The sequence below is a fragment of the Vibrio sp. ZOR0018 genome (assembly GCF_963865925.1).
Classification (GTDB): domain Bacteria; phylum Pseudomonadota; class Gammaproteobacteria; order Enterobacterales; family Vibrionaceae; genus Vibrio; species Vibrio anguillarum.
Map to the genome: position 1 here is coordinate 113,913 of NZ_CAWMCN010000073.1, position 26,274 is coordinate 140,186.

The 26,274-nt window shown below is 47.0% G+C and carries 18 protein-coding genes; 4 read left to right on the forward strand and 14 right to left on the reverse strand.

The genetic code is table 11. The annotated features are described in order from the left end of the window. Positions 1-300 precede the first annotated feature (300 nt). A complete protein-coding gene (locus AACR75_RS03290; RefSeq protein ID WP_013868399.1) occupies positions 301-1,884 on the forward strand; it encodes an EAL domain-containing protein in 1,584 nt (527 codons plus the stop codon). A gap of 34 nt (positions 1,885-1,918) precedes the next feature. Here AACR75_RS03290 and AACR75_RS03295 read toward each other — a convergent pair whose 3' ends face one another. The 8 genes from AACR75_RS03295 to AACR75_RS03330 all read right to left on the reverse strand — a co-directional run bounded on the left by AACR75_RS03295 (position 1,919) and on the right by AACR75_RS03330 (position 9,704). Further along, complete coding sequence (locus AACR75_RS03295) at positions 1,919-2,707, reverse strand: LytR/AlgR family response regulator transcription factor (protein WP_017042183.1); 789 nt, start codon at positions 2,705-2,707, stop codon at positions 1,919-1,921. Next, on the reverse strand, positions 2,704-3,756 hold the full coding sequence (locus AACR75_RS03300) for a sensor histidine kinase (RefSeq protein ID WP_017042182.1): 1,053 nt from the start codon (positions 3,754-3,756) through the stop codon (positions 2,704-2,706). The genes AACR75_RS03295 and AACR75_RS03300 overlap by 4 nt, the downstream gene beginning before the upstream one ends. Beyond that, positions 3,756-5,057 (reverse strand): hypothetical protein, encoded by a 1,302-nt coding sequence (locus AACR75_RS03305; protein ID WP_047688726.1) that lies wholly within the window; start codon positions 5,055-5,057, stop codon positions 3,756-3,758. Before AACR75_RS03305 ends, AACR75_RS03300 begins: the two co-directional genes overlap by 1 nt. Before the next feature lies 1 nt (position 5,058). Continuing rightward, a complete protein-coding gene (locus tag AACR75_RS03310; protein WP_019282639.1) occupies positions 5,059-5,820 on the reverse strand; it encodes an outer membrane lipoprotein-sorting protein in 762 nt (253 codons plus the stop codon). Beyond that, complete coding sequence (locus AACR75_RS03315; protein WP_047688728.1) at positions 5,813-7,072, reverse strand: ABC transporter permease; 1,260 nt, start codon at positions 7,070-7,072, stop codon at positions 5,813-5,815. Before AACR75_RS03315 ends, AACR75_RS03310 begins: the two co-directional genes overlap by 8 nt. Continuing rightward, positions 7,060-7,743: an ABC transporter ATP-binding protein gene (locus AACR75_RS03320; RefSeq protein ID WP_047688730.1), complete on the reverse strand. Its 684-nt coding sequence runs from the start codon at positions 7,741-7,743 to the stop codon at positions 7,060-7,062. The genes AACR75_RS03315 and AACR75_RS03320 overlap by 13 nt, the downstream gene beginning before the upstream one ends. A 14-nt stretch (positions 7,744-7,757) precedes the next feature. Further along, positions 7,758-8,576 carry a hypothetical protein gene (locus tag AACR75_RS03325; RefSeq protein ID WP_017048163.1) on the reverse strand — a complete coding sequence of 273 codons (819 nt, stop codon included), beginning with the start codon at positions 8,574-8,576 and terminating at the stop codon, positions 7,758-7,760. A 219-nt stretch (positions 8,577-8,795) separates the two neighbouring features. After that, the gene (locus tag AACR75_RS03330; RefSeq protein WP_047688732.1) at positions 8,796-9,704 is read right to left on the reverse strand and encodes an aldo/keto reductase; all 909 of its coding nucleotides are present in this window, start codon (positions 9,702-9,704) and stop codon (positions 8,796-8,798) included. 321 nt (positions 9,705-10,025) lie between these two features. On the opposite strand from AACR75_RS03330, the gene AACR75_RS03335 reads away from it, so the two are divergent. The 3 genes from AACR75_RS03335 (at position 10,026) to AACR75_RS03345 (ending at position 16,007) form a co-directional block, all read left to right on the forward strand. Next, positions 10,026-12,074, forward strand: coding sequence for an alpha-amylase (locus tag AACR75_RS03335; RefSeq protein WP_047688735.1), 2,049 nt, complete (start codon positions 10,026-10,028; stop codon positions 12,072-12,074). 345 nt (positions 12,075-12,419) lie between these two features. Then, on the forward strand, positions 12,420-13,655 hold the full coding sequence (locus AACR75_RS03340) for an outer membrane protein transport protein (protein ID WP_013868388.1): 1,236 nt from the start codon (positions 12,420-12,422) through the stop codon (positions 13,653-13,655). Positions 13,656-13,670: 15 nt separating this feature from the next. Further along, positions 13,671-16,007, forward strand: a complete 2,337-nt coding sequence (locus tag AACR75_RS03345; RefSeq protein WP_047688737.1) for a VolA/Pla-1 family phospholipase — start codon at positions 13,671-13,673, stop codon at positions 16,005-16,007. Between the two features lie 195 nt (positions 16,008-16,202). On the opposite strand, the gene AACR75_RS03350 is transcribed toward AACR75_RS03345, so the two are convergent. The 6 genes from AACR75_RS03350 to AACR75_RS03375 form a co-directional block, all read right to left on the reverse strand. Then, positions 16,203-16,760: an Lcl C-terminal domain-containing protein gene (locus tag AACR75_RS03350; RefSeq protein WP_017042172.1), complete on the reverse strand. Its 558-nt coding sequence runs from the start codon at positions 16,758-16,760 to the stop codon at positions 16,203-16,205. Then, positions 16,757-18,217, reverse strand: coding sequence for an Lcl domain-containing protein (locus AACR75_RS03355; protein ID WP_047688739.1), 1,461 nt, complete (start codon positions 18,215-18,217; stop codon positions 16,757-16,759). Before AACR75_RS03355 ends, AACR75_RS03350 begins: the two co-directional genes overlap by 4 nt. Positions 18,218-18,219: 2 nt before the next feature. Beyond that, a complete protein-coding gene (locus AACR75_RS03360; protein WP_047688741.1) occupies positions 18,220-20,496 on the reverse strand; it encodes a proprotein convertase P-domain-containing protein in 2,277 nt (758 codons plus the stop codon). Positions 20,497-20,505: 9 nt separating this feature from the next. Then, a complete protein-coding gene (locus AACR75_RS03365; RefSeq protein ID WP_047688743.1) occupies positions 20,506-22,647 on the reverse strand; it encodes a TonB-dependent hemoglobin/transferrin/lactoferrin family receptor in 2,142 nt (713 codons plus the stop codon). After that, positions 22,648-24,660 (reverse strand): prolyl oligopeptidase family serine peptidase, encoded by a 2,013-nt coding sequence (locus AACR75_RS03370; protein ID WP_047688842.1) that lies wholly within the window; start codon positions 24,658-24,660, stop codon positions 22,648-22,650. Between the two features lie 256 nt (positions 24,661-24,916). Continuing rightward, a complete protein-coding gene (locus AACR75_RS03375) occupies positions 24,917-26,263 on the reverse strand; it encodes a DEAD/DEAH box helicase (protein WP_026027154.1) in 1,347 nt (448 codons plus the stop codon). Positions 26,264-26,274: the final 11 nt, after the last annotated feature.

Consider the following 26,274-nt stretch of genomic DNA (forward strand, 5'->3'; position numbering starts at 1 on the left):
ATTATGCAATTTTATATTTCTGTAGATTACATTTTAATCTAATTGTGCGTTAAAGGCTCACCAGCGTCAAAATGGAGTCGCGCTAGGCACTAATCCCATAAAAAAACACTATCGACTTGTATATTAAGAAAATTATGAAATTGGAAATGAGCAACAAAGCCTTTGAAAAACAGATAACTGCTCTTTCATCTCACTTTTGAGACAAGACTCTAGGTTACGTTTAGAAATTAATTACTTATAGTAATCAACATAAAAGCAATACTGATTTTTACTGGTAATAACCTATGAGCACTGTCTGTAATGCAAAACAATGACAGTTCACCGAGCAAATTTAGCGTTGCAAAAGAGATACTTTCGGCAAAGATAAACGCATTTATTCCTATTCTGGGTATTTTCTTGTTTGTGTTTACTTTCGCGATAGTTAAAAACTTTTATGACACTAACCGGCAGGCAACCCGCTTCGGTGAACAAGCCATTACACAACTGGAACATCACATCAATCAAACGTCGGATGAACTGAACCAGTTAAGTAAAAACATTTCAAAGCACTGCCAAAGAGAAGACATCATTGCTCTGAGGAGCTATGTATTTCGCTCAAAAATGGTCAAAGAAGTGGGCATGTACAACGCTCACGGGACTATTTTTTGCACCAGCAATGAAGGCCATACCACCATTCATTTATACAAACATATTCTTGACAGGCTTAAACAATCTCCAACGAATACGACCATTTCATTAACAAAATCTCGCAGTAAAGAGCAAACATTTTTTGTCTATGCTTCACAGCCAGATATGAGCGGCCTCAATGCACTGATGCCTCCAGAACAGTTTATGAACCTAGTCGCTCCTAAACTTGCCAAATGGCACTACGGCTATCAGGTCAACGTGTTAAGCCAAAGTATTCGCAGTGATCAGGAAGAGATCGATTCTGCTCATACTAGCTTTCTCTTTAAATCCGAGCATTACCCACTCTCAATTCAGATCTACTTAAATAACGGATCTTATGCTTACCATTTTCTCGATAACTTATGGCTTGTCTTGCTTACAGCAAGTATTATCTCTTTGATTTATCTTGCTTATCACAACTATTACCTCAGCCGAAACACCTTAGAAGTCTCTTTGAGAGAGGCAATATCAAACCATCAGTTGGAACTCTATTTACAACCGATCGTCGATATTACCGAGAATAGAATTGTTGGTAGCGAAGCGCTACTGCGCTGGAATGAACCCTCTCAAGGCTATATTTCACCCACCATTTTTATCCCGTTGTCAGAGCGTATTGGCGTGATTCACCAAATCACCTACCGTGTGTTGAAATTGGTGACAGAATGTGTGGAGCAGCACAAACATGCGTTGCACGATCAATACATCAGCATCAACATCAGCCGGTTATTGATCATTGATAATTACTTTATGGATTACATGAAACGCTACGCGACAAAACACCCAGCGATTGTTCCACGACTTCTGTTGGAGATCACCGAAGACAACCATTTCAACGTGGACGAGTTGAAGTTAGCTATGGAAAACTTACAGCGACTGAAACAGCTAGGCTTTAAAATCGCGATTGACGATTTTGGTACCGGCTACTCGGGTTTAAATTTTATCCACCAACACGACTTCCACACTCTCAAAATTGATCAAGTGTTTATTAAAAGCTTGCATCAAAATTCAGCCATTACTTCGGTGTTAGTGTCGATGATTAAACTAGCAAAGCAATTGAACATGCGGCTGATTGCTGAGGGCGTTGAGAACCAAGATCAGGTGAGAGAATTAGAGCTGTTGGGTGTACGTTACATCCAAGGTTTTTATTATTCTGAACCTATGTCTGTGGATGCTTTCTTCCAATTTACCCTGTCCGCCAAGCAGATCGCACACCGCTAATCACGCGATCAATCGAACGGTGGCTTAAATTCAGTTACGACTTAAATTGAGCTTGCAGCGCACGGCTGACGGGTAACTTATCAGGACCAATCAAGACGTACATTTTACCCGTGAACTCTTTTTTCACTTTATCTATCTTGGCAACATTCACTGCCGTTGAACGGTGGATTTGCCAAAACTGATTCGGGTCAAGCTGCTGCAGCAACTCTTTCAATGAACTGCGCAGTAAGAACTCCTGCACTCCAGAATCACTCTTTACGTATATGGATAAATATTTGTCTTCGGCTTTAGCGTACAACATATCCGCCACCGAAATCAGGTGAATATCTTCACCTTTTTGAACTTTTAACCAGCTTAAAAACGACGGCGATGCCTGTTGGCTTATATGCTGTATCTGCTGTAAAAGGGTTTGCAAATCAGGTAATTGTCGCTCAGAAGAATGCTCGGCTAATCTTAGCTGCAACTTAGTACAGCACTGCACTAAACGCGCTTCAGAAAGCGGTTTCAATAAATAATCCGCCGCATTGGCTTCAAAAGCTTGAATGGCATACTCGTCATAGGCGGTGATAAATACAATCAGTGGTGGCTTTGCCAAACCAGCCAATTGCCTTGCGAGCGACATACCATCCATTTCTGGCATTCGAATATCAATAAAGGCCACCTCAGGCTGATGCTGCTCAATCATGGACAATGCCACGCGTCCATTTTCGGCTTGCGCGACAATATCGAGCTCTGGCCACACTTCTCCTAATGCACGGTTTAAATGATGCCGCAATAGCGGTTCATCATCAGCAATAATAGCGGTCGCAGAGACAGTACTCATGTGGCACTTCCTTGTAGTTGGTCCAATAATAGCCGCTTTATTCTAATCGTTGCCGTCACGCCAGCATCATGATTTTGGGCGATAGTGAGACACGCATCATCAGCGAATAGGCCGCTTAAGCGCTGGCGAATATTATCCAACGCAATACCATGTCCTGCTGAAAGAGCACTCGGCTGTAATCCAATGCCACTGTCACAGACACTGACTTCAAACCACTCGTCATAAATTTCACTTTTGATGGTCACTTTCCCCCCCGCAGCTTTAGGCTCAATACCATGGCTAACAGCATTCTCAACCAAAGGTTGTAACAGCATCGGCGGCAAAGGAATGTCATCCGCTGCGCCAGGCATTGCAATCTCATAATCCAGCCGATCACCTAAACGAATTTTTTGAATACCCAAATACGCATCGACTAAATGTAACTCTTCACGTAGCGTTGTGGTGCGATTGCGGTTACTACGCAGCGACCCACGCAATAAGTCGGTTAGCTTTTCGAGCATCATTTGCGCTTTATAAGGCTCAGAGCCAATCAACACGCTGATATTGGCAAGCGTATTAAATAAGAAATGGGGTTCAATTTGACTTTGTAACTGCTGCAACTGGCTCAAAATCAAGGCTTTCTCTTGTTCAGATTGACGCCGTTTGGAGGCTTCCAGCGCTTTTTCAGCAATCAGCTTTTGTTCATGCGCGTAGAAGTAGAAAAAGCAAACGCCAGTAAAAACGAAACCGAGAAAAATCACCGGTTTCATTGCTGAAAAATGACTAAAGTGCGCGTATTTACTAAGCCATAAATAAGCGTGTAACGTACCGAAAATCATCGACCCCGTGAGCGAAAAAACGTTCACTAAGCGTGCGGACAACTGCGGTGCGAAGCGACTTAGTAAGTGAGCAATGGCCACTGCGCTGTAACCGTAGCCAAAGCTTATTGCTAAGTGCAACGTGATGTCACTGGGCCAAATAGCCTGAGTGGTAAAGGCGATCACCACACAAAACAGCGAAGTAAATAGCAAGCTTTTGGCAAGATTTCGAATCTCAACTTTCTCGCACATTAGAATTTCCCTTTCATATTTAATAGAATCATATGCTTATCTGGTAAGTTTGCATATGTAGAGTCAGCAGGCCCAGTCATAAAACGTGCGGCCAGTTCGATTTCGATAGAGGCTGTACCCGAATCGTACACTGAGTAATTGAGCCATTGGGTAGCGATCACGCCGCCATCTTGCGGTGCAATCAGCACATCAAGTGTCGGCACTAAGCCTTGCAACCATTCAATACTCTGGCTCCACGGCCAATGACGCCAAGCTTGGCTATCTAACGAAGCATGCAACATCACATTATGCTGCACGAGATTCACTTGGTTATAGCCTTGTGCGTAAGACCAACCTAACGCTTGATTATGCTGATAACGAACCGAATCCGCGTTGGTCTGCGCTTGTTGCCACTGCTCTTTTCCCCAACTGCGACTGTCGAACCAATATTCTGCAATGACGCTTTGCCCATCACTTCCCGACCAGTTGAACCCTACCAGTGCCTGATAGCCTTGCGTTCGTGATTCAAGATCCATGCGCGATTCAATCTCTTGTTGTTGAGAGTAAACTGCTTGAGCCAACGCGCTGGGCCGTTGGTACGCCAAATAGTGACGCTGATAGAGCGCTGATGCATGCACTTCCCATGCGTCAGTGAGCACAGTAACAAACGAGCTACCCAGCACGCCGCGTCGAACGTCATCATAGTAAGCAATCGCCTGCCATTCGGCATTGCCCATCAACTGATAACGCCTTACGCCCGCCCCTTGTTGTTCGGTCATTTGTTGTAACTCGCTGCCTTGCTGCTCTGTCCAAGAGGAATCTGTATAAAAAAGCGTCCATTCACCTTGCTGATCATAATAAGAAGCAGAGAGCGTTCCGGCCCCCTCTTCTACCTGAATACCGACCGGATTGCGGCGATAAGGCTGAAAGAGATCAAGCGGACGATAACCGTAGCCCACTCCCCAATCCAAGCGCACTTTTCCTAGTGTCAGCTCAAACGGCACATCAGCCAGCACTAGGCTGCCTTGCCAAAACAGTTCTTGTAGAATGAACTCGCTGTCGGCGTGCTGCTGTGCATCGCTACTCCACAGGGCGTTTTGTTTGATAGCCACTAGACCCAACCAGCCATGCCACCTCATTTCTACATCCAATAACGCATCAATCTGCTGCGTATCGCGCGCTTGATTACTAGGAAAAAAAAGGCTGTCGCGATGCGCCGTGGTGGATGCGCTCATTACCCAATCCCAATCAAAACTGGGGGCTTCTGCCCGCGCCGCTAAGCTCAATACGCTGGTTAAACAAGCGAACGCAACACGCTTCATCTCATAACTCCGATAGACTGTTACGAGTCAGATAGGCGGGGTTGTAATATTTTTCATCTAGCTCCATGGGCTCGATGTGTTGATACTCAACCACCGTTTTTTTGGTCGGTTGAATTTGATCAAGCAGCGTCATACTGGTTACGCGCATTCGTCCCTCTTTTTCACCAGCGCGAAACCAAGCCTGCTTGGCCAGTTTTCCAGAGCGTAAATACAAAGAAGCTTTGATTGGGAAATCGTTCTCTTTATCCAACCATAAGATAATTTGCTGGTAGTTCGCCCCTTCTGTGACAGCCAGTAATGACAACTTATGCGTCAGGTAAGGTTGACCACTGGGTGTTTCTATCTGCTCTTCACCCATCAATTGACTTTGGTAATCCTCGCTCCACGTCAGTGTTGAAATATCGCCCACCGAAGCCTCACCAAGCAGTTTTTGCATTGGCGTAATACGAATAGGGCGGCGGCTTTTTGGCATCAACAACCAGTAGTTTTCATCGAGCATCAGCATTTTTTGCCCCGCTTCAACGGAGGATTTGAACACCACTAACGAGTCGCGATTGGCTTTGGTATACACGTGATATTGACGCGTTTTATCGAGCTCACCACGTTCATAAAGCGACACCAAAGAGACGACTTTGGCCGCGCTGTAACCAAGGCGATATTGGTCGGCGTTTTTGGTCATTTGCCCTGCATCCAGCGCCGCCCAGCCAGCGGCCGAGTAGCCACCGCTAAGCGTGATCAGTAATAACATCATCCATTTATACATAAGCCAGTGCCTCCGTGATTGGCTTGTTGACTCCTTTGCGTGCCGACAACCAAGCCGCTGCAATACAAATGCTCAGTACGCCAAGCGCACTCAGCAGAACCAATTCCCATGAAAAATAAATATGTAAAGGATACCCTTCCGTGCGTCCTGGTGGTGGTGGCATTTGCACATCGACTACCATCAATAACACGCTTGCTAGGGCATTGAATGCCGCACCCACCAGCGTGCCTAAAATGGCTAGCAGTACGGCTTCGCGTATGAAGCTGGCGACGATTTCATTTGGGTAAGTGCCAAGCGCCGACAGCGTTCCGATTTCACGTGTTCTCTCCGTGACCGACATGGTTAAGGTGTTAAATAGCGCGACGAAGACCACCAACCCCATCACCAAGCCCATGATGCCGAAGATGCGATCGTAAAGATCTTTTACTTTTTGATAAAAAAACGCGCGCTGCTGCCAAGGCGTCACTTGAATCGCTTGGCGAAGGCTCATTAATGACAGTTTGTTTTCAACCCAATGCCGCATGCTTTCTGTCTGTTCGGTGCTAAACAAAAACAGCGATAAGGTGCTCACTTTATTCGAAGCTAACAGCTCAGAGGCCGATTGAATGTGCAGATACAATTGGCGTTTATCCAATTCAGGCACACCCGTGGAATAGATGCCGTGCACTTTGAAATCAACCGCGTTGAGCGCGCCATCAGCGGTACTGGTCAGTAAAGTAACCCAGTCGCCAATCGACACGTTTAAGTTTTTGGCGAGATCCACCGCCAGCATCACTTCCGGCTCACTCGTATCAAATCGAGGGGAGTCAATATTGGACAAGGTTTTGCCTTGGCGAACGTCCAAAAATGGCCCTTTCATATCAAACTCTTTATGGTTAACGCCGGAACCGACAAAAATGGTCGATTTGCTACCGTTAGAGACCAACCCGCTAAACTCAATGCGTGGCTGAATGCCTCGTATCCGCTTATCGTCGATTAATCGCTCAACAATCAACGCACTGTCGGCAATCCCATTAGCCAGTGGCGACTCTTCATCTTGCTCAAAAAAGCCCGGTTGGCTGAGCGTTAAATGCCCGGTGTCGCGCGCAGTGGATTCGCGCAGTGCTTGGTAAGTATAAAGGCCAAATCCTCCGGCGCTGGTCAATGCGAAAACAGCAATGGCAATGATCAATACCGAAAGCAGGCTGCGGCGGCGATTGCGCAGTAAATTCAGCGCCGCCATACGCCATTCCATAGAAATCAGCTTGCCCATTTCATCGCCTCCTGAATCACTTTGCCATCTACAAGCTGCAAGGTTCGGTCGCAGCGGTTGGCCATGCGCGCGTCGTGCGTAGCCACAATAAAAGTGGTGCCCATTTCGTGTCCAAGGCTTTTCATGATGTCGATCACCACATTGGCGGTATGGCTGTCTAAACTGGCGGTAGGTTCGTCGGCAATCACCATTTCTGGGTTATGGATCAGCGCGCGCGCAATGGCTACGCGCTGTTGCTGACCGCCTGAAAGGTGATCCGGCCGGTGGTGAGCCAGCGTTTCTAACCCCACTTTGGCTAGCATAGTGCGCGTTAAAGTACGCTGATCGCGCAGGCTGTAGCCATTTAGCATCAACGGGTAAGCAATATTTTCCGCCGCTGTCATCACCGGAACTAAGTTGAATTTTTGGAAAACGAAGCCTAATTTTTTGCGCCGCCGCGCCGCCGCCTCTCTTGGATCGGTTGGGTAAGGGTAACCCGCCAGTTCAATGTCACCTTGGTAATCTTGATCAAGCAGCCCCAAGATATTGAGCAAAGTGCTTTTTCCCGAACCTGACGGGCCGCACAGCGCTAGCATTTCACCTTGTTTGACTTCGCCATTCACCGCACTCAACGCCAGCAGCGGCTGCATGCCTAATTGATAGGTTTTACTGATCTGTTCAAATCGTAGCATTTTGTTGCCCTCCCTCATTCACTTTTCAATTCATGCGTTTTTTCAGTCAATCCGTTTTCAATCAACGCATTTGTAATTAAAGCCTTGGCTTGGATGATTTGCGGATGCTCCGCTGGCTGGTTGTCAACTTGCTTACCTTGCTTCTGATGAGTTTGCATCTGGGCAAGCCATTGCTCTGCTTGAGGAATGTCGTTGGCACGAAGGGCAGCTTGAATGGCGTATCGATAAACCCAAGCAGTGGCGGCAAAAGGTTGTGCAGTTAATTCGGGTTCAACAAGAAGGTCGAGATACAAATCATAACCACGCTCAAAATGGTTGAACATATCGGGCAGTGAGGTGTAAGTCGCGGCCGAAACCGCGCGCGTTAAATAGCTATCCGGCAGCCCCATGACGCGCTCTTGTTCAGCAAGCGGCTGCGGGTGATTGCTGAGTAAAGTCAGGCCTTTGTCTATGGTGGCCAAGCCCTCTTCGACGTATCTCATCTTATTCCAAGGCATGAATGCATCACGCCCTTGCAGGGTTTGTGCACTGCCCAGATAAGCTAAGCTGAGCGGTTTGGCCCCTTGCTGTTTAATCAACTGCTCTAGTTGGTGAAGCACAAGATCCACTTTGTCACTGTCGCCTTCGGCCGCTTGGTTGTACTGCATAATTAAAGCGTCGCTTGGATTAGCTTGAACAGCCGTGATGCTTAGCAGCAACCCGACACTGAGTAGCAGGTTGCGAAGTGAGCGTGAATAAGAAAATGTCGTCATCATGATGGTCCCTTTCATTCGTTGGTGATGAAATTTGCTTGATGACGACAGATTACGCAGCAAATAGGCCAGATGCGCCACTTTGCGATAAAAGGGGATTATGCAGCGTTAATGGCAGGCTGGATGACGTGAATGGGAAGTAGACAAAAAAACCAGCCACTGAGGGCTGGTTGGGAGAGTGATATTAAAACCTAATCGTAATACTGAAATAATAGCAATACGAAAAGCGTATCGCGGGGCAAAAACATCTGTTTTCAAAAGCATCTGTTCTAAAAAGCACCTGTTCCAAAAACATCCGCTCTATGGCACGCCATGCCCTTTGGCGGCGACCCAAACCCGATACCACTGCTCGCGGGTCAGTTCTAAATCAAGCGCAGCAATTGCCGCTTTGACGCGGTCAATTTTACCAGAGCCAATAATCGGCAGCGGCTTAGAAGGCAGACGCAATACCCAAGCATAAATAACCTGATCAATACTGTCTGCGCCGATCTCTTGGGCGATCGCTTCTAGCTCACTGCGCACACGTTGGGCTTGTTCAGTCTGACCGTTAAAAATCTCGCCGCCAGCTAAACAAGACCAAGCCATTGGGCGAATGCGCTGCGTTTGCAAATGATCCAAAGTGCCATCGTGCACCACATCGAAGTTGAGCGGGTTCATCTCCACTTGGTTGGTCACTAACGGTTTACCTAGGCGAGATTGCAGCAGTTCAAACTGGCGCGGGCTGAAGTTCGACACACCAAAGTGCTTCACTTTGCCCACTTTGCGCAGTTCAGAAAACGCTTCGGCGACTTCATCGGCATCCATCAAGGCATCTGGGCGGTGGATCAACAGCAGATCGATTTCGCTCACACCGAGTCGTTCCAGTGAATTATTGACCGACTGATAGATATGCGCAGAACTGGTATCGTAGTGGTTTATCTTACGCTGCGGCGTTTTTTCGCCACACAAATTGATGTCGCACTTAGTGACGATTTGGATCTGCTCGCGCAGCGCGGGCTCCAGCGCTAAGGCTTCACCAAACAGTTTCTCGCACTGGTAGTTACCATAAATATCCGCATGGTCAACCGTGCTAATGCCCAATTCAATGTGCTGTTTTAAAAACGTTAAACGCTGTTGTGGCGTCATGCCCCAATCTGCCAAACGCCAATAACCTTGTACTAGCTCTGAAAAATCTGGCCCTTGCGGCGCGATTGTTACTTTAGCAACCATTGGTTGTCTCCTTTGACTTAATTGCCGTCATCCTAAGCAGGTTTCGATGACGGCTCAATGAATCTACCGAATAAGTTCAGATTACGCGCCGAAGTTGTGAGATTCACTACACGTTGACAATTTATATCGCTGGAAAATTCATCGCTTCTACGCCCCCAAGCCATGCTTTGTGATCAACGCCCAATTCTTAAGGCTTAGGCACAAGAATGATGTCAACTTCTCTCTCTGCTTTTATTGTTAGCGATGAAGCACCTCGCCCTACAGCGACTGACGATAACGCAAAAACGAATCACCCTAACCCATGAAGGCCAAGGATAGAGCATGAAATTCTCCACGTTAACACTCGCACTTTGCGCTGCCGCGCCTGTTGTGTTTGCCGCGCCCAATCTGACCATTTCGACCACAACGACTAGCCGCGACTTTCCGCTGGATGCGAAAACGCCTTTAGTCATTCCCTTGACCAAAGAAAGCTACACAATAAAAGTGTCAGGGATTGAGGGCCAGTGCAGCGCGCCAGCTCAGCAGAGCATCAAATTCAACGCGCCCATTGCTCTCAATTGTGGGCAAGAAACCGAACTGCCGCTGACGATACGTTTCACTGGCGATTACGCCTTCGCTTATGATGACGAGCAGCAGACCTTAACCTTTGTCCGCCAAGCCAAAAAATCCACTACTAGCAAATTTAAACGGCCGATACCGAGTGTTTCGTGCGAGCAGTACCAAGGCGGCGAAGTGACCTTACAACTGGGCAATACGTTCCCCGATGGCACACGACTAAAAGAGACATTTACCGGCCAAATCCTCAGCGTGAAAAATAGCCAAGTCACCTTAATGCCGTCACCAACCAGTGGTGGATTGGTGCTGCTTGCCCCCGCAACGGATGCCGCCAGCGAACCCTTTACCTACCGCAATGCCACGATTTACTTTGTGATGGTGGACAGATTCAACAATGGTGACCCAAGTAACGACAATAGCTATGGCCGTAAAAAAGATGGCAAAGAAGAAGTGGGCACTTTCCACGGTGGCGACCTAAAAGGTGTGATTGCCAAACTCGATTACATCAAAAGCTTAGGCACCGACGCGATTTGGCTTTCGCCGATTGTGGAACAGGTGCACGGTTTTGTCGGCGGTGGTGACAGTGGCTCGTTCCCTTTTTATGCCTATCACGGTTACTGGACGCGTGATTTTACCAAGATCGATCAAAATTTTGGTGATGAGGAGGATCTCAAAACGCTGGTCACTGAAGCGCATAAACGAGGCATAAAAATCTTGCTCGATGCGGTGCTCAACCATTCCGGCTACGCCACCTTGGCTGACCTGCAATTTGATCAGATTGAGGTGGTTAATCCCCAAAATTTACCGCAAAAATGGGTTGATTGGATGCCGAAAGCTGAAGAAAACTGGCACAGCTACAATCAATCCATTGATTATCAAAGCGCCAACTGGTCGCAGTGGTGGGGCAAGGATTGGGTTCGCGCTGGGTTGCCCGGCTACCAGAAACCCGGATCTAGCGATATCACGATGACGCTGGCCGGCTTACCGGATTTTCGCACTGAATCAACACAAGCGGTGACGCCGCCGCAGTGGCTACTTAATAACCCCGGCACTCGCGTGGTAGCGCGCGAACAGTATAGCGTTGCCGATTACTTAATTGAGTGGCAAACCGATTGGGTTAAACGCTTTGGTATTGATGGTTACCGCGTCGACACAGTAAAACATGTGGAAGGCGAGGTATGGCGACGCTTAAAAAGCGAGGCATCACGCAGTTTAGAAGCTTGGCGCGAGCAAAACGGGCAGCAAGGGCAACCCTTTTGGATGATGGGCGAAGTATGGGGCCATTCAGCTTACCGCAGCCCCTATTTTGATGATGGCTTTGATGCACTGATCAACTTTGATATGCAAAAAAGAGTCGATAAAGGCGCAGCCTGCTTAAGCCAAATGGCGATGGTGTACCGCGACTACGCGCAAACGCTAGCGAAATACCCAGATTTTACCCCCGTGAGCTACCTCTCTTCTCACGATACCGAGCTGTTTTTTAGCCGTTTTAACTCCTTTGAAATGCAGCGTAATGCCGCCAATGCATTGCTTCTCGCACCGGGTGCGGTGCAAATTTACTACGGTGATGAAGTCGCACGTCAAGTTGGCCCTTACGCCGATGATTTTCACCAAGGCACGCGTTCTGACATGGTGTGGTCACTGGATGAAGAGCGACAAGCGCTACTGAAGCATTGGCAAACGCTAGGCCAATTTCGTCAATCGCACCCTGCCATTGGCGCAGGTATTCATCATGAGATTGAACAGCAAAATGCCTATCTGTTCTCTAGAACGTTAAATAATGACCGTGTCGTTATTGCTTTTGTTGGCCGTTAAACCCACCACAGAGGTAGTTGCACACACCATAGTGACTGCCTCTGTTTCTTCACCATTTTTTTGGTCAAATAATTTAAACTCACCCACCAAAACATCAATATTATGAACGTGTTGAAGCATAAAAATTAACTTTAGCACAAGCTAAACCAATTACCCTGCCAAATAAGCACAACTCTACTGGTCATACCAAAACTGTCAACTTTTCATTTGATTTACAAATACTTACACACTATCATTCGCCGCTAATTGAAATAAAGACATCATTTTCTTTGACATATCAACAACACAAAATTAACATCTCGCATTGCAATGCCATTACCATAACAAGGCCTTAGGAGGTCGAGAATGATCATCAAACCCCGCACGCTACTCGCGCTATCAATATTGACAGCGTTTAATGTTCACTCTGCAGGCTTCCAAGTGGCAGAGCATTCAGCCTCAGGGCTAGGACGTGCTTTCTCTGGTGAAGGAGCGGTGGCCGATAACGCGAGTGTGATTGCTCACAACCCCGCAGCCATGACACGGTTTGATACGACGCAGTTTTCTGGTGCACTGTCCATCGTTGACCCAGAGGTTGATGTATATGATGTGAAAAACCAACAGAAAATGAACGATGTTGCGCCACTGCAAGTCGTTCCCGCGGCTTACTACGTCAGTCCAATCAATGAAAAATGGGCTTGGGGGATGGGAATATTCACTACTTACGGCGTAGCTACAGACTACCCTAATGATATTTATGCAGGCGATCTTGCAGGCGATACTTCTCTTCTTTCTGTCAATTTAAACCCGAATATTGCCTACCGTGTTAACGAACAGCTTAGTCTCGCTGCGGGTATTAACCTCGTCTATGCCGAAGCAAAACTGACACGACATAAAGGTGCTTTAGCCGTATTTACTGGCGGCTCTGCCTCTGACAACCTAGTCGGAATGACTGGCGAAACCGTGGCTTTGGGCTGGAACATAGGTAGCTTATATGAGTTCAACCAAAACCACCGTGTCGGTTTTGCTTACCGCTCTGCTGTTGATCTGGATTTTGATGATGGTGAGTTTTCAAGCTATAGCTCAGGTGTTGCAACAAACGCTGTTGTTGAAGGACGTTTAAAAATCACGCTACCTGCGATGTGGGAAGTTTCCGCATTTCACCAACTCACTGATAGCGTGGCGTTGCATTACGGGTACCAACGTACCGACTGGAGTTCATTCAAAGAGTTAAAGGCAACATCATCACAATGTACCAACGGAGAGTGTTTTTATAAGTCTGAAAAGTATGAAGACAGTGGCCGTTGGTCATTGGGTTCAACTTATCAATTAAACTCGACTTGGACACTACGCGCCGGTTTTGCTTTTGATGAACAAGCGGGCGAAGCCACATTGAGTATTCCAGATAGCGACCGTTATTGGTATTCAGCAGGCGTGAGCTACGTGATCAGCGACTCGCTATCCATTGATGCGGGTTTTGCACTGGTGAAAAGTAAAAGCGGCACGTTTACCGAAACCAACAAACTCAATGAAACATTGACGTTTGAATCACAAGGGACTGCTTACCTTAGCGCTATTCAACTTAACTACACATTCAACTAAACTCAGGGATAAGTCATGCTTAAAACAACATTCAAAATATCGCTGCTCTGCTCTGCGTTATGGTTAGTCGGTTGTGGTGATGAAACGAACAGTTCGGGAGCAAGCACAACACCCACTTACGAAGCCTACATTCAAGACGCGTTAAAACGCGACACCAGCATAAAATTCACGCTCAGCGGCGCAAACGCAAACGTACCACTGCCCTCTTTTGCACTCATGAATGCCAAAGACGGCACGTTAGAAATTCCAACCAAGGGTGATGACGCCTTAACCAATCCAGTCGCCGCTATGGGTACCATGGATGGTTGGTCAACATCAATGCCACTGTTTTTAGACTTTGAAGGCGTAGGATTGGCTGACGGTCTTATCTCTAACGGTATTTATTTAATTGAGCTGACCGACAGTATGATTGGCAGCCCAACGGTTAAAAATGTGCTGACATTGAACACCAACTTTACTGCCATCGCCAGTGCCAGCAGCGATAAAATTGCAATCGTACCAAACAAAGCGCTCAACCCTGCCAGTGAATATATTTTAGCCGTGACAGATGAGATTACCGATGTGAATGGCAATATTGCAGGCACATCCAGCAGCTACGCCGCGTTGAAGTCCAAAGTGAAAATCTATACCGATGATAAACTAGGGGCACTACAAAAAGTGACCCAAGGCGTGGAAAGCATTTTCGCTTTGGCAGGGGTGGATCAAACCAAGATTATTTATTCAACTTGGTTTAGTACTCAATCTGTTGGTCAGACACTTTACAGTGTGAAAGGCGCCACCGCCGCAGGCCTTGCAACGACAGATATTGGCAACATTTGGAAGCAAGGTGCGAACCCAAACAACCTTAATTTGAGCGCCGCTTACACCATGAGCTTTGGTGCTACAACCGATTTTGTAACCGCACTTAATAACGATGCAAATTTTCAAACTTACATTGGCGCAGAAAAAACAACCGCTAAAGCGTTTATTGAAAATGAATACACAACCAGCAGTTATAACGTTAATGTCACGACTGGAACGGTTAAGCTCCCTTATTATTTAGAGAAAGGAAGCAACTGGAACTCACAGCCGTTTGAATCAGCAATGCCAAGTTTAGCCTTGATTAAAAATGCTTTGGCAGATGACAATGAAAAAGCCACCATCGCCAATCAGCTCATTGCTAACAATATCGACGTGACTCAACTAGCAACCAGCCCAAGTGAACAGCTTAAGCTAGTGGGATTGACCCTCACAAAGTCTGATGGCAGCGCACTCGATCCTCAGCGCATCATTACACGCTATAGCCCTGTACCTAAGGTGAAATCGTTAGAAGACGTTGATTTCTTACTGTTTACTCCTAACGCGGGAGCAAACTGGCCGATCGTGATTTACCAACACGGTATAACTTCTGTTAAAGAAGATGCGTACTTCACAGCAGCACATTTAGCCAATGCTGGTATCGCCGTGATTGCCATTGATCAACCACTGCATGGTGCTCGCAGTTTAGATGCACAGCGCTCAGCTAATGCCGATATTCTAGCGTACCTCAATTTGAACAACTTGGCCGTCGCTCGTGACAACACGCGTCAGAGTATCTTAGATATCATGGGGCTGCGTGCGGCCATTACTTACTCACAAAGTGCAGGGTTGTTTGTTGGTTCTCAATTAGCAAACGCAGCCAATACCGCGGCGATGCCACCAAAATTCCTTGGCCACTCATTGGGAGGAATCGTCGGCTTAAGCGCTGTCGCGAACGCGAACCGCACTATCGGTGATACTAGTGGTGATGCGCTGTATAAATTCTCTGGAATGGCCATTGCAAACTCAGGTGGTCAAATCGGTAACTTGTTAATGGGTTCAGCAAACTATGGCCCACTCATTAAGCATAATCTCGCCTTAAGTGCGAGCCCCAAATACAAAGCATTCGCCGACCAATACTGTCCAGGGTTAACAGAGAAAGTTTGCTACACCACGTTTGAAAACACAGCCTCTGCCTCAGACAAAGCGGCACTGCAAAGTCAGTTGGATCAATTTACCTACGCGACTCAAACCTTGCTCGATACTATGGATCCATACACAAACGCAAGTTACCTAATCAGTGGTGGAACCGCGACAATCCCTACTTATTTACTGCAAGTGGCGGGAGACGAGAGTGTGCCTAACAATGTCACAAATACACGTGCGGGCACCGAACCCCTAGCAATACTATTGGGATTAGCCAACGCAGTACCCTCTGATGTAATCACTAATACGTCTAAAGTCTTCGTAAAAATGGACAGTGGTACACACACAACCTTTCTCGCACCACAAGATACGGCCGATGGTGTGCTTCGCGCTGGAGCGCTATCACAACTGGCTATTTTCTTGAACTAACCGAGTAAACAGGCTGTTTACTTATTCAAACAGCTTCCTTATTTGGAAGCTGTTTGAATTCTCCATCTGCCCTATCTCAACAACTATGGATCAAATCTTAGGTGCTGCTGAAGTAAAACAAAACACCGATCGTCATGTCAACATGACATGAATGATCGTTTCCCTGACAGCGTAAGTAGCGTCATTTCATAACACTTATTCTTCAGCCACCAGCAAAACACCAAATTCAAAATTCGGTGCGTAGTGGTAAATTTCGCCATTGACGGAATCAAAAGACCACACCTGACCACTCGCTAGATGGGGTGATTGGCTCCATAAATACGACAAGATATTGCCTGTCTCATACTTAAAGCCTTGGGCAAATGCTCTGCTATTCATCGCTGGGCCAAAACACGCCATTTCAGTCAATGACACTAACTCTTTAATATTCGGCAATCGCCATTCGGCTTGGCTGGCAAATTGGTGCAATGCATGTCGGCTTTGAGGATGGTTGATTGCCGCCACTTCTTGCAAAGCACTTTGCCAACGAAACCCGGTCGCTTCGCCATCACACTGCTCCGTAGCGGCGTTCCATGTTTTACCAACTTGGCAACGCATCCACGTTAAGCCAGTGAGCTTATCTTTGATCGTCCCCTGCTCGCTGTAGACATAGCGCGTGTTGGGTGCGCTTTTCGTCATATCAGGAGAACACTCTTGGGCGACGCCGACAGCAGAAAAGATCAAGCAAGAAGCCGCGATTAAATGAGATTTCATTGGTTGTTCTCCTTGGTTGCAACAACTCGAATCGGCGAGACATAAGACGGGTCATTGTCCGCCGCCGTGCTGCTGGAGTAGAGTTCAATTGGGCTACGTTCCCCTTTGGTTGCACCAGACAGCGCCGTGTAAAGATATTGCATCGAACCATCGCTTTGAAATTGAGAGGTATTGAGATAAGCAATGCCAGAAGTCCACGTATGCCCATCAAAAAATTCGGTGTTCTGCGGCTGATGCGGGAAATAGTGCTGGTTGAAACCAACTGCATCGTCACCCAATTCGCCTAAATCGAGCATCATGTATTGCTCGCTGTTGGTCGGTAAACGCCACGTTTGTAACCCACACAATTTATCTTGATTGATACGATTGATGTAATCTTGCGTAGTGCAAATAGCATCACCTGCCGCCTGACAGGAAGCAGCCGTCACATCTTTTGCAAAAGGGATAAACTTATCGGCAATTTCTAATGCAAACAACCGTTCTTTATAGTTCAAAGACGCCGCATCTTCTGACTTCACTTCCCAAATAAGTCCACTGTAAACATCTTTAACGCATGACCAATCGCTCGCTTCAGCCTCAAGTTCATTGCCAGCCGCATCTAATTTGATGAACGCAAAGCTCTTACCCGTCACGCCATTTTTGGCGGTAATATCTAGGCCATATTCAGCATCTTGACCGGGATAATCAGCATCAGCCTGCGCTTGTGCGCCTTGATCGGAATAGAACTGAATAATGCCCGTGTCTTGCAGAGGTCGCTCTTCCGATACTTGCGCCATCAATGTATTAGCATATTCGGTCATCTTTTCGCCAGAAACGATCTCAGAGGCAATCAGTGGTGTATTTTTTGCCATGGTTTGCCCAAGCGTTGCCAGCAAATCAATTCGTTCACTTGCTTTCGCTTTTTGGAGCAACACGACAGCATTGGCATCCAATATTGCCAATGCTGTGTGGCTAAAGTTTTGTGAAATATCGCCATTCACTTCAACGCCTAATTGCAAAAGCTGCTCGGCCAGCAAGCGATTCGCTTCTTTCTCCGTATTTCCATCCAGCATAATGCCGGCAAAAATAGAACTCACACCGTTGAGGATGTTGCCACTGCTTTTGCCCAGCGCCGGCGCAATCAGGATCGATGATTGGCTGGTTTGGCGACTTCTCGTCATGACACTAATGCCAGTAGAAACGTCAGCCACAATAGGAAAACGGTAGATTTGAGTGCTGTCACTCGTGAGGGTGTAGCGCCCTTGGCTATCGGCTTGCGTGCTGATTTCGCCCACATCACAGGCAAAGTTTTGGTTAGAATCAATGCAGACAGTGGCATCAAGTGCGACGTTTTGCGCTTGAATTTGCCCGCTAATTTTATGGCTGGGTAAAGATGTATTGGCTACATCTCCACTTCCACCGCCACCACAACCAGCCAGTAAAAGTGCCAGCGAAAGTGTTGAAAGTCTTAAGTGCATAGTTATGTGTTCTTCAGTTTAAGTGAAAAAATATCCAACAAATTACGTCGTCTTATAGCGAATGCCGCGAGAGGAAGTAATAAGAGCAGTGAAGTCGAACCGCCACCTGTTTCAGGTGAAAGTGCGTTGGTCACAGGTTGAGGGCATTGATAGCCCGCTAGGCGGCCTACCCCCCATTCAATCAAGGTGCCGGAATTTCCCGGGTTGTAGTCAACCACTTCCAAACGCCAGTAGCCGCTTAGGGCTTCGCCTTGTAAAGAGCCCAATATGGCATCATGTGCCAACACCCAATAGTCATCAAAACCATTGATGGCCGATGGTGCTTGGTTGAGTAATTCGACGCGTGTCCCTGCGGGTGAAATTAAGGTAACGCGCAGCTCTTGTAGTTCTGGGTGGGATAACTGCAGGCGAACCACAAAATCTTCATCAATCAATACATTGCCAACATCGAGCGTCAATCCATAGCTCTTAAATCCGGACGTAACCGTGTCTGTACTGTCAATACTGGCGTCTTTCAATACTGAACGTATCGCTACTGGCGGCGTTGCAAGCTGTGGCTTACCCACGATAAACGATAAAGTTTGCTTGTCAGATTGCATCGCAAGGTACGGTTGATATTGATAACTCGATTCAAATAGTAGAGTCTGTTTGACGCCGCAGGTGTACGTGGTTGGCAGCGCGATGCTCCATTGCTGCTGCTGGAATTTTTCGCTAGCGAAAGTAACGGTTTCACCTTGCAAAGTGGCTACCGTTTGTAAACTTGCTTGGCGATCCGTGGCCTGAATGTGCACGTTCAGCGGATCCGTTGGCACCACAAATCGACGTTCCAACAGGAATTTGAAGGGTTCTTGGACTAAGTTATGTTGCTTAAATTGCTGTAATAGCATCGCATCATAAGCGCGATGCGGGTACAGCTGTTTGGCGGTATACAGCATGCTTTCACTCAAATCATGCATTTTTAGACCACGACCTAAGCCGTACATTGATTCAAGAACAATACGGTCAAATTCAGCAAACGCTTCTTGACCGTACTCATTCACGGCCTGTTTCAGCGCTTGAAATAAAGGGGTAGACCACAATTCATCACCCAACTCACCTGCTACACTTTCATGCGCTCGATACTCTGCGGATGCAAAATATTTTGCCCGCTGATTCCACAAACTGCGTGTCGAAATACGAGTACCAAAATAGCCATCCCAATTAAACACGGTGTCAATTTCGAACGCTTTTCCTTGTGCATATTGGCGGCGAAAACTGTGCGAACCCGCCCAATAGTCACCAAAGCCTTCACCAATCGCGCCCGAATGTCCATAAGCCCAATCGGGAACGATTTGATAATGAATTCCATGCCCAAGTTCATGGGTAACCACGTCGGCATCTAATGCATCGGGCGAGCCCCCAACACCAAACAACACCGCTTTCGGGCCAACATAATAAGAAGAGTTGTTGCTAGATAAACCTCTCGCATCAAACCTCACGGGTTCACTAAACAGGGAAAAACCGAGCTGTTTGGTATAATCAATCGATTGATCAAGATGGTAAAAAGCCATCAGCTGTACAAAGCGATCATCAAGCATCTCCATGGAGAGAATTTCAGCATCTGAGTTCCATTGCGCCACGTCTTCAGCGCTAAGTAAGCCAACACCGCTATCAACCCACTGCTTGGCATCATCTTGTTGCTGTATGGCGGTGGCATCAACTTGTCGTACTCGTTCATTGGCTAAGTAATATTTACCTGCACTTTGCAACATCTCGACATTCGCACTTTGGTAGTGCGGCTGGTTTGGGTAATCAGCAAGGTCATTCCACGCCGAATCTGGCGCAGGCAGTTGATCCATGGTTCTTAAATCGGGATCAAAAAGTTGCACATTGATGCTCTGCACATCTCCCGATGAGAGCGCAGGCGGTTCATTCGCCACCAATCGGCGGGGCGATTCGAGCTCTGCCGCTACCAATGCAACGCCATCTCGCTCGACTGTATTGTGCAAACTTTTGAACACGCGCGTCACTACGCCAGACTGATCGGTCGAGAGCACTAACGCTTTTTGCGGTTGGTATTGGCCGTTCTGCCATACATCAAAGTTGTAATGATTTCCCAGTAAACTCTCGGTTTGATAACGAAACTTCAGTGTCCCAACATCAGGATAAAGCGAGCTCAAATACAGCTCAGCCGACTCTTTCGTTGCAATGATCGTTTTCGCCAGTGGATAGTCCCACTCCCCCGCAAAGGCGGAATGGCTCAAGCATAGCAAGGTGCTCAGAACGATAATTTTTTTCATCTCTAGCTCCTAAAACACGTATTTAGCCGTAGCGGTAAAGTAACGCCCGGGCTCAGTGGAATAGAGAGTTTGACTTTGACTTACACCTGCGACGTCTTGATAACGAACGTATTCACGGTCGAATAGGTTCATGATGTTGAGACTCACATCAAGGTCACGCATCACTTGATAACTCACGCCAAGATCGACCGTAGACCATGCCGACGTTTGCGCGCATTGCGCTTTACGGCCTATATCATCAGAGCATGCTGGTGCTCGATCCATCGAACTCGCCCAGTTCCAACGTGCGTAGGCATCCCAATCTTGCTGCTGGTAATTTAGTTGTCCATTTCCTTCCCACGGCGTGATGGTACGAACGTATTCATCTTGATCATCTTTGCCATCCACATAACCCGCTTTGAACGTGGTTGACCAATGTTGATTCAGTTGATGGGCGAAGGTGAACTCCACACCATACGTTTCGACGCCATTAATATTTTGGTACTGCTTGATCCAAGCGCCTCTATCGCTATCAAATCCCACGTCTTTAGTGTCCATGAAATTGTCAAAGAGAGAGTAAAAAACCGCGACATAAGCTTGAGATTGGCCATTATCGTATTTTGAACCCAACTCAAAACTATCACTGGTTTCAGCCTGTAAATTCATGTTCGGCGCGATAAAAAACGGCGTCAGTGGAACAAAGCTGTGGTCTGCCGCACCGTAGGCTTTGTCATAGGTCGGAGCGCGGTAGCCGTGGTTGTAACTGAGGTAACTGTTGAATGATGGCGTCCACTGGTAAGCTACGGATGCGCTCGGTGACCATTCACTGGTTTGAATTTCACTAACAGCAAAACCAGCAATAGGTTGCTCTGACTGAGGAGTAAGGTTATTCAAATCAAAACGTAAGCCAGCGCTAAATGTCCACTGGTTAAGGCTGAATCTATCTTGCAAATAGACGCCCAAACCATAGGCCTTCGCCGGTGCAAACGGAATAATATTTTCGTAGGTTTCCCCATTGGAATCCTTGGTATCCACGTGACGAGGGCGTTCATAACGATTGGTATTAAGCACTGCACCGTAAATAAATTGGTGTTCGATGTTGTGGACTCGTGCTGCTTTTTCTAAATCAACCGATAGCCCTATCAACTGATCAGAAAAACTTTCATCGCGTCTCTCACGACGAAATTCAAGGGTGTCGAAAAAGGCATGTTCTTTGGTCAATAAGCGATTGGTTTGAGTATCACTTTGACTATCACGCCAGTAAAGCTTGGCGTCCACATGGTCTGCCCAGAAAGAAAGGGTATCTAATTGCACCCCCAATGATGCCGATAAGGTTTGGTGCTGTTCCTGTTCAAAAAATTCTTTGCTTTCCCATTTGTCATCGCGTTGAATGGAAGCAATGCCTTCTTTGCGGATGTTTTCATCTTTATAGGCGTTAAATTTTGCACTGAGTAACAGCGAATCATTGACCATGTGATCGTGAGCTAACGATGCACTGAATCCTTCAATATCTCGGTTATAGAGATCTTGGTTAAAGTTGCGTGTCTCTTCACCTTGCCAATATGAAATGGTCACCAAGCTTTCACCATTTCCATTGCGCACCGCTAGCGTGCTACTGCTCTTATATTGATTGCTGATCCCTGTGTAGGAGCCAGAGGCATCAATATAGAAATCACGTCCTTGCAAATAATCCGCCGGCGATTTTGTGGTGACAACCACAACGCCGCCGATCGCGCCCGAACCATGAATGGTAGACCCTGCCCCTTTCACAACCTCAATGCTTTTTATGTTGTCTAAGGCGAAAGTATTGCGGCCTACCTTATCGTTAATGTCATTGGCACCATAGCCGTCCGATGCGGCGACGCCATCTTGAATGATCGCAATGCGGTTGCCCGTCATCCCTCGAATCGTGATGTTTTGTGGCCGACCAGCGCCACCCGTAACACTGATTCCGGGTTCATGACTCAATACATCATACAGTTCTGTCGCGCCTTGTTTTTCAATGGTTTCACCGTCAATCGCTGATATTGAGCCGGCGACTTTTGACAGCGGCTGTTCTACTTTATTGGCACTCACCACCACTTCTTCAAGCTTGGTTAGGCTGAATTCGGCATGCACTGACCCTACCGCAAGCACGCTAAGCACCGCTGCGGTGATTGGAGAAAGCTTCATTTACTGCTCCGCTTTTTTGTTTTTATCTATGGTAAGAAGAAAGGCGTATTCCACGGCCTGTTGCTGTAGTGCCTTACGTGAATCGCTACTGTGCCCGCTATTGAAGTCCGTCCATAACAAGTAAGGCCCGCTACCCGTGCTCATCAGCGACATTTTTTCTATGTATTTCGCGCCTTCCCAATAAGGGACACGGTTATCAAACCACCCGACACGGACGAGGGTTGGCGGATAAGGTTTGGCTTGAATATTGAGTAGTGGGTCATAAGCTTCAATTGCTGAGCGTTGCAATGGCTGGCTAGGATCTCCCCACTCTTCTCGCTGCTGCACCGAGAGTGAAGAGGAGTCTTCTGTGGACATGCTTCTAAGCACATCCACAAAAGGCACTTGCAGCACCACTCCAGCAAAAAGTGCTGGGTTTTGATTAACCGCGGCCGCAACTAAGGTTCCACCAGCGCTGCCGCCAATCGCATAAATAGCGCGTTGGCCGTTATTAAAATGCTGCAATGAAGAGGCGACGTTCAGGAAATCTGAGATGCCTATTTTTTTCAGAATGCCAGACCCAGCGCGGTGCCATGATTCACCGTGATAACCACCACCGCGCACATGAGCAATCGCATAAATTACGCCTTGATCCAATAAACTGATCACTTGTGGCATAAAGTACGGACGCATAGTGACGCCATACGCGCCGTAGCCATAAAGAAAGACGCTGGACTGTGCGCTCAAGGTGTCTTTTCGGTACGCCAAAGTGACAGGAATAGCCACGCCATCAACATCCACCACAATCTGTTGTGACTCATACTGTTCCGGTAAATAAGCAGGATAGTGGTCTTGACCCAGTCGCTTCCATTGTAAGCTTGCCACATCAAACTCACGCCAAACTCCTGCAGAAACCATCGACATTGAACGCACCCGCAGTTTATTGCTTTGCCAATCACCGTTACGAGAGACCCAAGCGACCTCACTTTCTGTTGCCAAAGGCTGTGATGCTCTCAACTTTCCATGCTGATCCATAATGGCCAGTTGAGAATGCTGTGCTTGGTTGGTTTTAACCACAACGCCAGCTTGATATAAATAAAAATTATCCAGCGTGGAATGATCATCTGGCGCATAAAAAAGCTGCCAAGGGTTTTCATTCATGCTCAGTAATCGACGGTAGAGTGCAAACTTGCCGTTGAGGTTACTATTGATGTAGAGCCAACCATTAGCAACGTCTGCGTAGTATTCAATACCCGGCTGTGCGGCACGAAGCGGAAGGCTTAAGTGAGAGCTGTTGGTCTCTAAAATACGTTGTTCACTGCTGTTTTCGTTGTTGACTTGCACGAGGGCAAAATGCGGATCCGCTGCCACATAGAGAGACACGATCCACTGCGGATCAGCCCACTCCCATAGGTTTTTTGTCTGCTTGCTCAGCACATCATAGCGCTGTAATAAGCGAGAAGAACGGCTTTCTTCTGCCGCCAAAAAATAGAGGTATTGGCCATTTTCAGACCAAATAGCTTGAGTCGTTGCAGATTGGCTAAGCACGATTTCCTGCTTCGATACACGATCCACCAGCGTCAGCGTGTAGTGCTCTTCGCCAGTCAAATCTTCGCTTAATGCAATAAAGCGGTCCCCTTTTGCCACCGCCCAATTGGCTAACTGGTAATAATCTGATTGCTGCTGTCTTACACTGATATTGACCAAGCGCTCAATTGGGCTGTCTTCTGCGGTCTTTTTAACAACAAAACGTTCCCCCTTAATTACTTGATCATGATAGTAATTTTGGTACTGGATGAGCCAAGGTGTCGGTGCTTTTACGCTCTGATTCTCTGACCATGTTTTGACTAGTGCATTAGAAAGTGGTGTGGCTTGATTGAGCCACTGTTGTGTTTTTTTATTGTGATCTTCAAGGTGTGCTCGAACCTTAGGCTGGCTACGCGAGCCATCTTCCAGCCACTGCAGTGACTCACCATAAGATGAATGAAAACAAGACAAACCAACAACAAAAGCAATGATATTGAGTAATTTCATTATGATCAGTGAAAACATAGCCAATTATTATAATGAGGCGCAGCTTGCCATCAAACGATAATGAGATCAATTATCATTTTTATATAAAATAGAGAAATTATGAAATTTATAAGGGTGAACGTTTGCGTGTATATAAAAACACCGCCAATTTGGCGGTGTTTTTATAATTAGGGTGAGGTTGTCTCAGCAAATACTGGCATTGAGTCCGTCAGCAGATTCGATTGACCGAAAGGTCACGCTGACAAGACGCTCGCGGCTACTCATCGTCAACTTTAGGTGCAACTCTCTTTTTCGGCACAAATACCGCATCACCCACTGCCACATTCTGATAAAAGGTTTTATCGCGTTTAACGGGCTTCTTATTGGCGGTGTGCGCCTTGGGCTTAGTACTTTTAGTCTTAGCGGCTGCGTTTTTCTTAAAGGCCGGAACGCGTGGTTTTAGTCCGGTAAATTTACCTTTCAGATCATCAAATTGAGAGAACTCGATATCTTGCTGCAAAAAGGCTTCCACGCGCTTGAAGCTGTCCCAATCTTTTGGGCCAACCAGCGAGATTGCATCACCTTTATTACCCGCACGGCCTGTACGACCAACACGGTGCACATACTCTTCCGTATGTTTGGGCATATCAAAGTTAATCACGTGCGTCACGTTCGCGATATCAAGGCCGCGTGAAGCCACATCCGTCGTGACCAAAATTTTAAATACAGCGCGCTCAAACTGGCTCATGATGGTGTTGCGCTGGTTTTGATTTAAATTACCACTCAACGCAACGGCTTTCAGTTTCTGCTCGTTGAGTTTAAGCGTTAAACGCTCAGTATCAGAACGGGTCGCGGTAAAAATGATCACTTGTCGATATTCGGCTTCTTGCAGCACGCGTTCGAGTAAGGCTTCTTTGTGATCGAGATGATCGCAGAGGTAGAATTTTTGGGTGATGTCTTTATGCTCTTCGTTGACAACACCAATCGAAATGCGTTTTGGATCTTTAAGCAACTCGGTACCAAAGTCATTCACTTGGCCGTGATCAAGCGTTGCGGAAAACATCAGTGTTTGGCGACGACGGTGGTTCGCTGCATGATGAATACGGCGTAGTTCCGGAGCAAAACCTAGGTCCAGCATGCGGTCAGCTTCATCAAGGATCAGCGTATCTAAACCATCAAGACGCAACGAACGGTGCTCTAAGTGATCCGCTAAACGACCGGGAGTCGCCACAATAAAACGGGGGAAACGGCGCAGTGCTTTTACTTGGTCGTTAAAGTTTTCACCGCCCACAATCAGCGTTGCTTCGTAGCTCAACCCACTGAGCATAGTACGCAGCTCACCGTACACTTGTTTGGCCAACTCACGTGTCGGAGCAAGAATCAGAGCTCTAGGGTCTTTTGCTGATAACGCTTTAGTTTTTAGAGACTTATGCAGCATTGGCAAAACAAACGCTAATGTTTTACCCGAACCAGTCTTAGAGGATGCCAACAAATCTTTACCTGCAATCGCCACGGGAACCGCTTGTTGTTGGATCTCTGTCGCTTGTTTGAAGTCATAGTGTTTGAGGGTCTTCAATAAGCGATTGTCTAAGCCTAAATCTTTAAACTGCAAAGGATTCTCCAAAAATTTGTAAA

Bases quoted from the DNA above. Each gene is read 5' to 3' on its own strand.
- AACR75_RS03290 (WP_013868399.1), top strand. From the start codon at position 301: ATGCAAAACAATGACAGTTCACCGAGCAAATTTAGCGTTGCAAAAGAG.
- AACR75_RS03295 (WP_017042183.1), bottom strand. From the start codon at position 2,707: ATGAGTACTGTCTCTGCGACCGCTATTATTGCTGATGATGAACCGCTA.
- AACR75_RS03300 (WP_017042182.1), bottom strand. From the start codon at position 3,756: ATGTGCGAGAAAGTTGAGATTCGAAATCTTGCCAAAAGCTTGCTATTT.
- AACR75_RS03305 (WP_047688726.1), bottom strand. From the start codon at position 5,057: ATGAAGCGTGTTGCGTTCGCTTGTTTAACCAGCGTATTGAGCTTAGCG.
- AACR75_RS03310 (WP_019282639.1), bottom strand. From the start codon at position 5,820: ATGTATAAATGGATGATGTTATTACTGATCACGCTTAGCGGTGGCTAC.
- AACR75_RS03315 (WP_047688728.1), bottom strand. From the start codon at position 7,072: ATGGGCAAGCTGATTTCTATGGAATGGCGTATGGCGGCGCTGAATTTA.
- AACR75_RS03320 (WP_047688730.1), bottom strand. From the start codon at position 7,743: ATGCTACGATTTGAACAGATCAGTAAAACCTATCAATTAGGCATGCAG.
- AACR75_RS03330 (WP_047688732.1), bottom strand. From the start codon at position 9,704: ATGGTTGCTAAAGTAACAATCGCGCCGCAAGGGCCAGATTTTTCAGAG.
- AACR75_RS03335 (WP_047688735.1), top strand. From the start codon at position 10,026: ATGAAATTCTCCACGTTAACACTCGCACTTTGCGCTGCCGCGCCTGTT.
- AACR75_RS03340 (WP_013868388.1), top strand. From the start codon at position 12,420: ATGATCATCAAACCCCGCACGCTACTCGCGCTATCAATATTGACAGCG.
- AACR75_RS03345 (WP_047688737.1), top strand. From the start codon at position 13,671: ATGCTTAAAACAACATTCAAAATATCGCTGCTCTGCTCTGCGTTATGG.
- AACR75_RS03350 (WP_017042172.1), bottom strand. From the start codon at position 16,760: ATGAAATCTCATTTAATCGCGGCTTCTTGCTTGATCTTTTCTGCTGTC.
- AACR75_RS03355 (WP_047688739.1), bottom strand. From the start codon at position 18,217: ATGCACTTAAGACTTTCAACACTTTCGCTGGCACTTTTACTGGCTGGT.
- AACR75_RS03360 (WP_047688741.1), bottom strand. From the start codon at position 20,496: ATGAAAAAAATTATCGTTCTGAGCACCTTGCTATGCTTGAGCCATTCC.
- AACR75_RS03365 (WP_047688743.1), bottom strand. From the start codon at position 22,647: ATGAAGCTTTCTCCAATCACCGCAGCGGTGCTTAGCGTGCTTGCGGTA.
- AACR75_RS03370 (WP_047688842.1), bottom strand. From the start codon at position 24,660: ATGAAATTACTCAATATCATTGCTTTTGTTGTTGGTTTGTCTTGTTTT.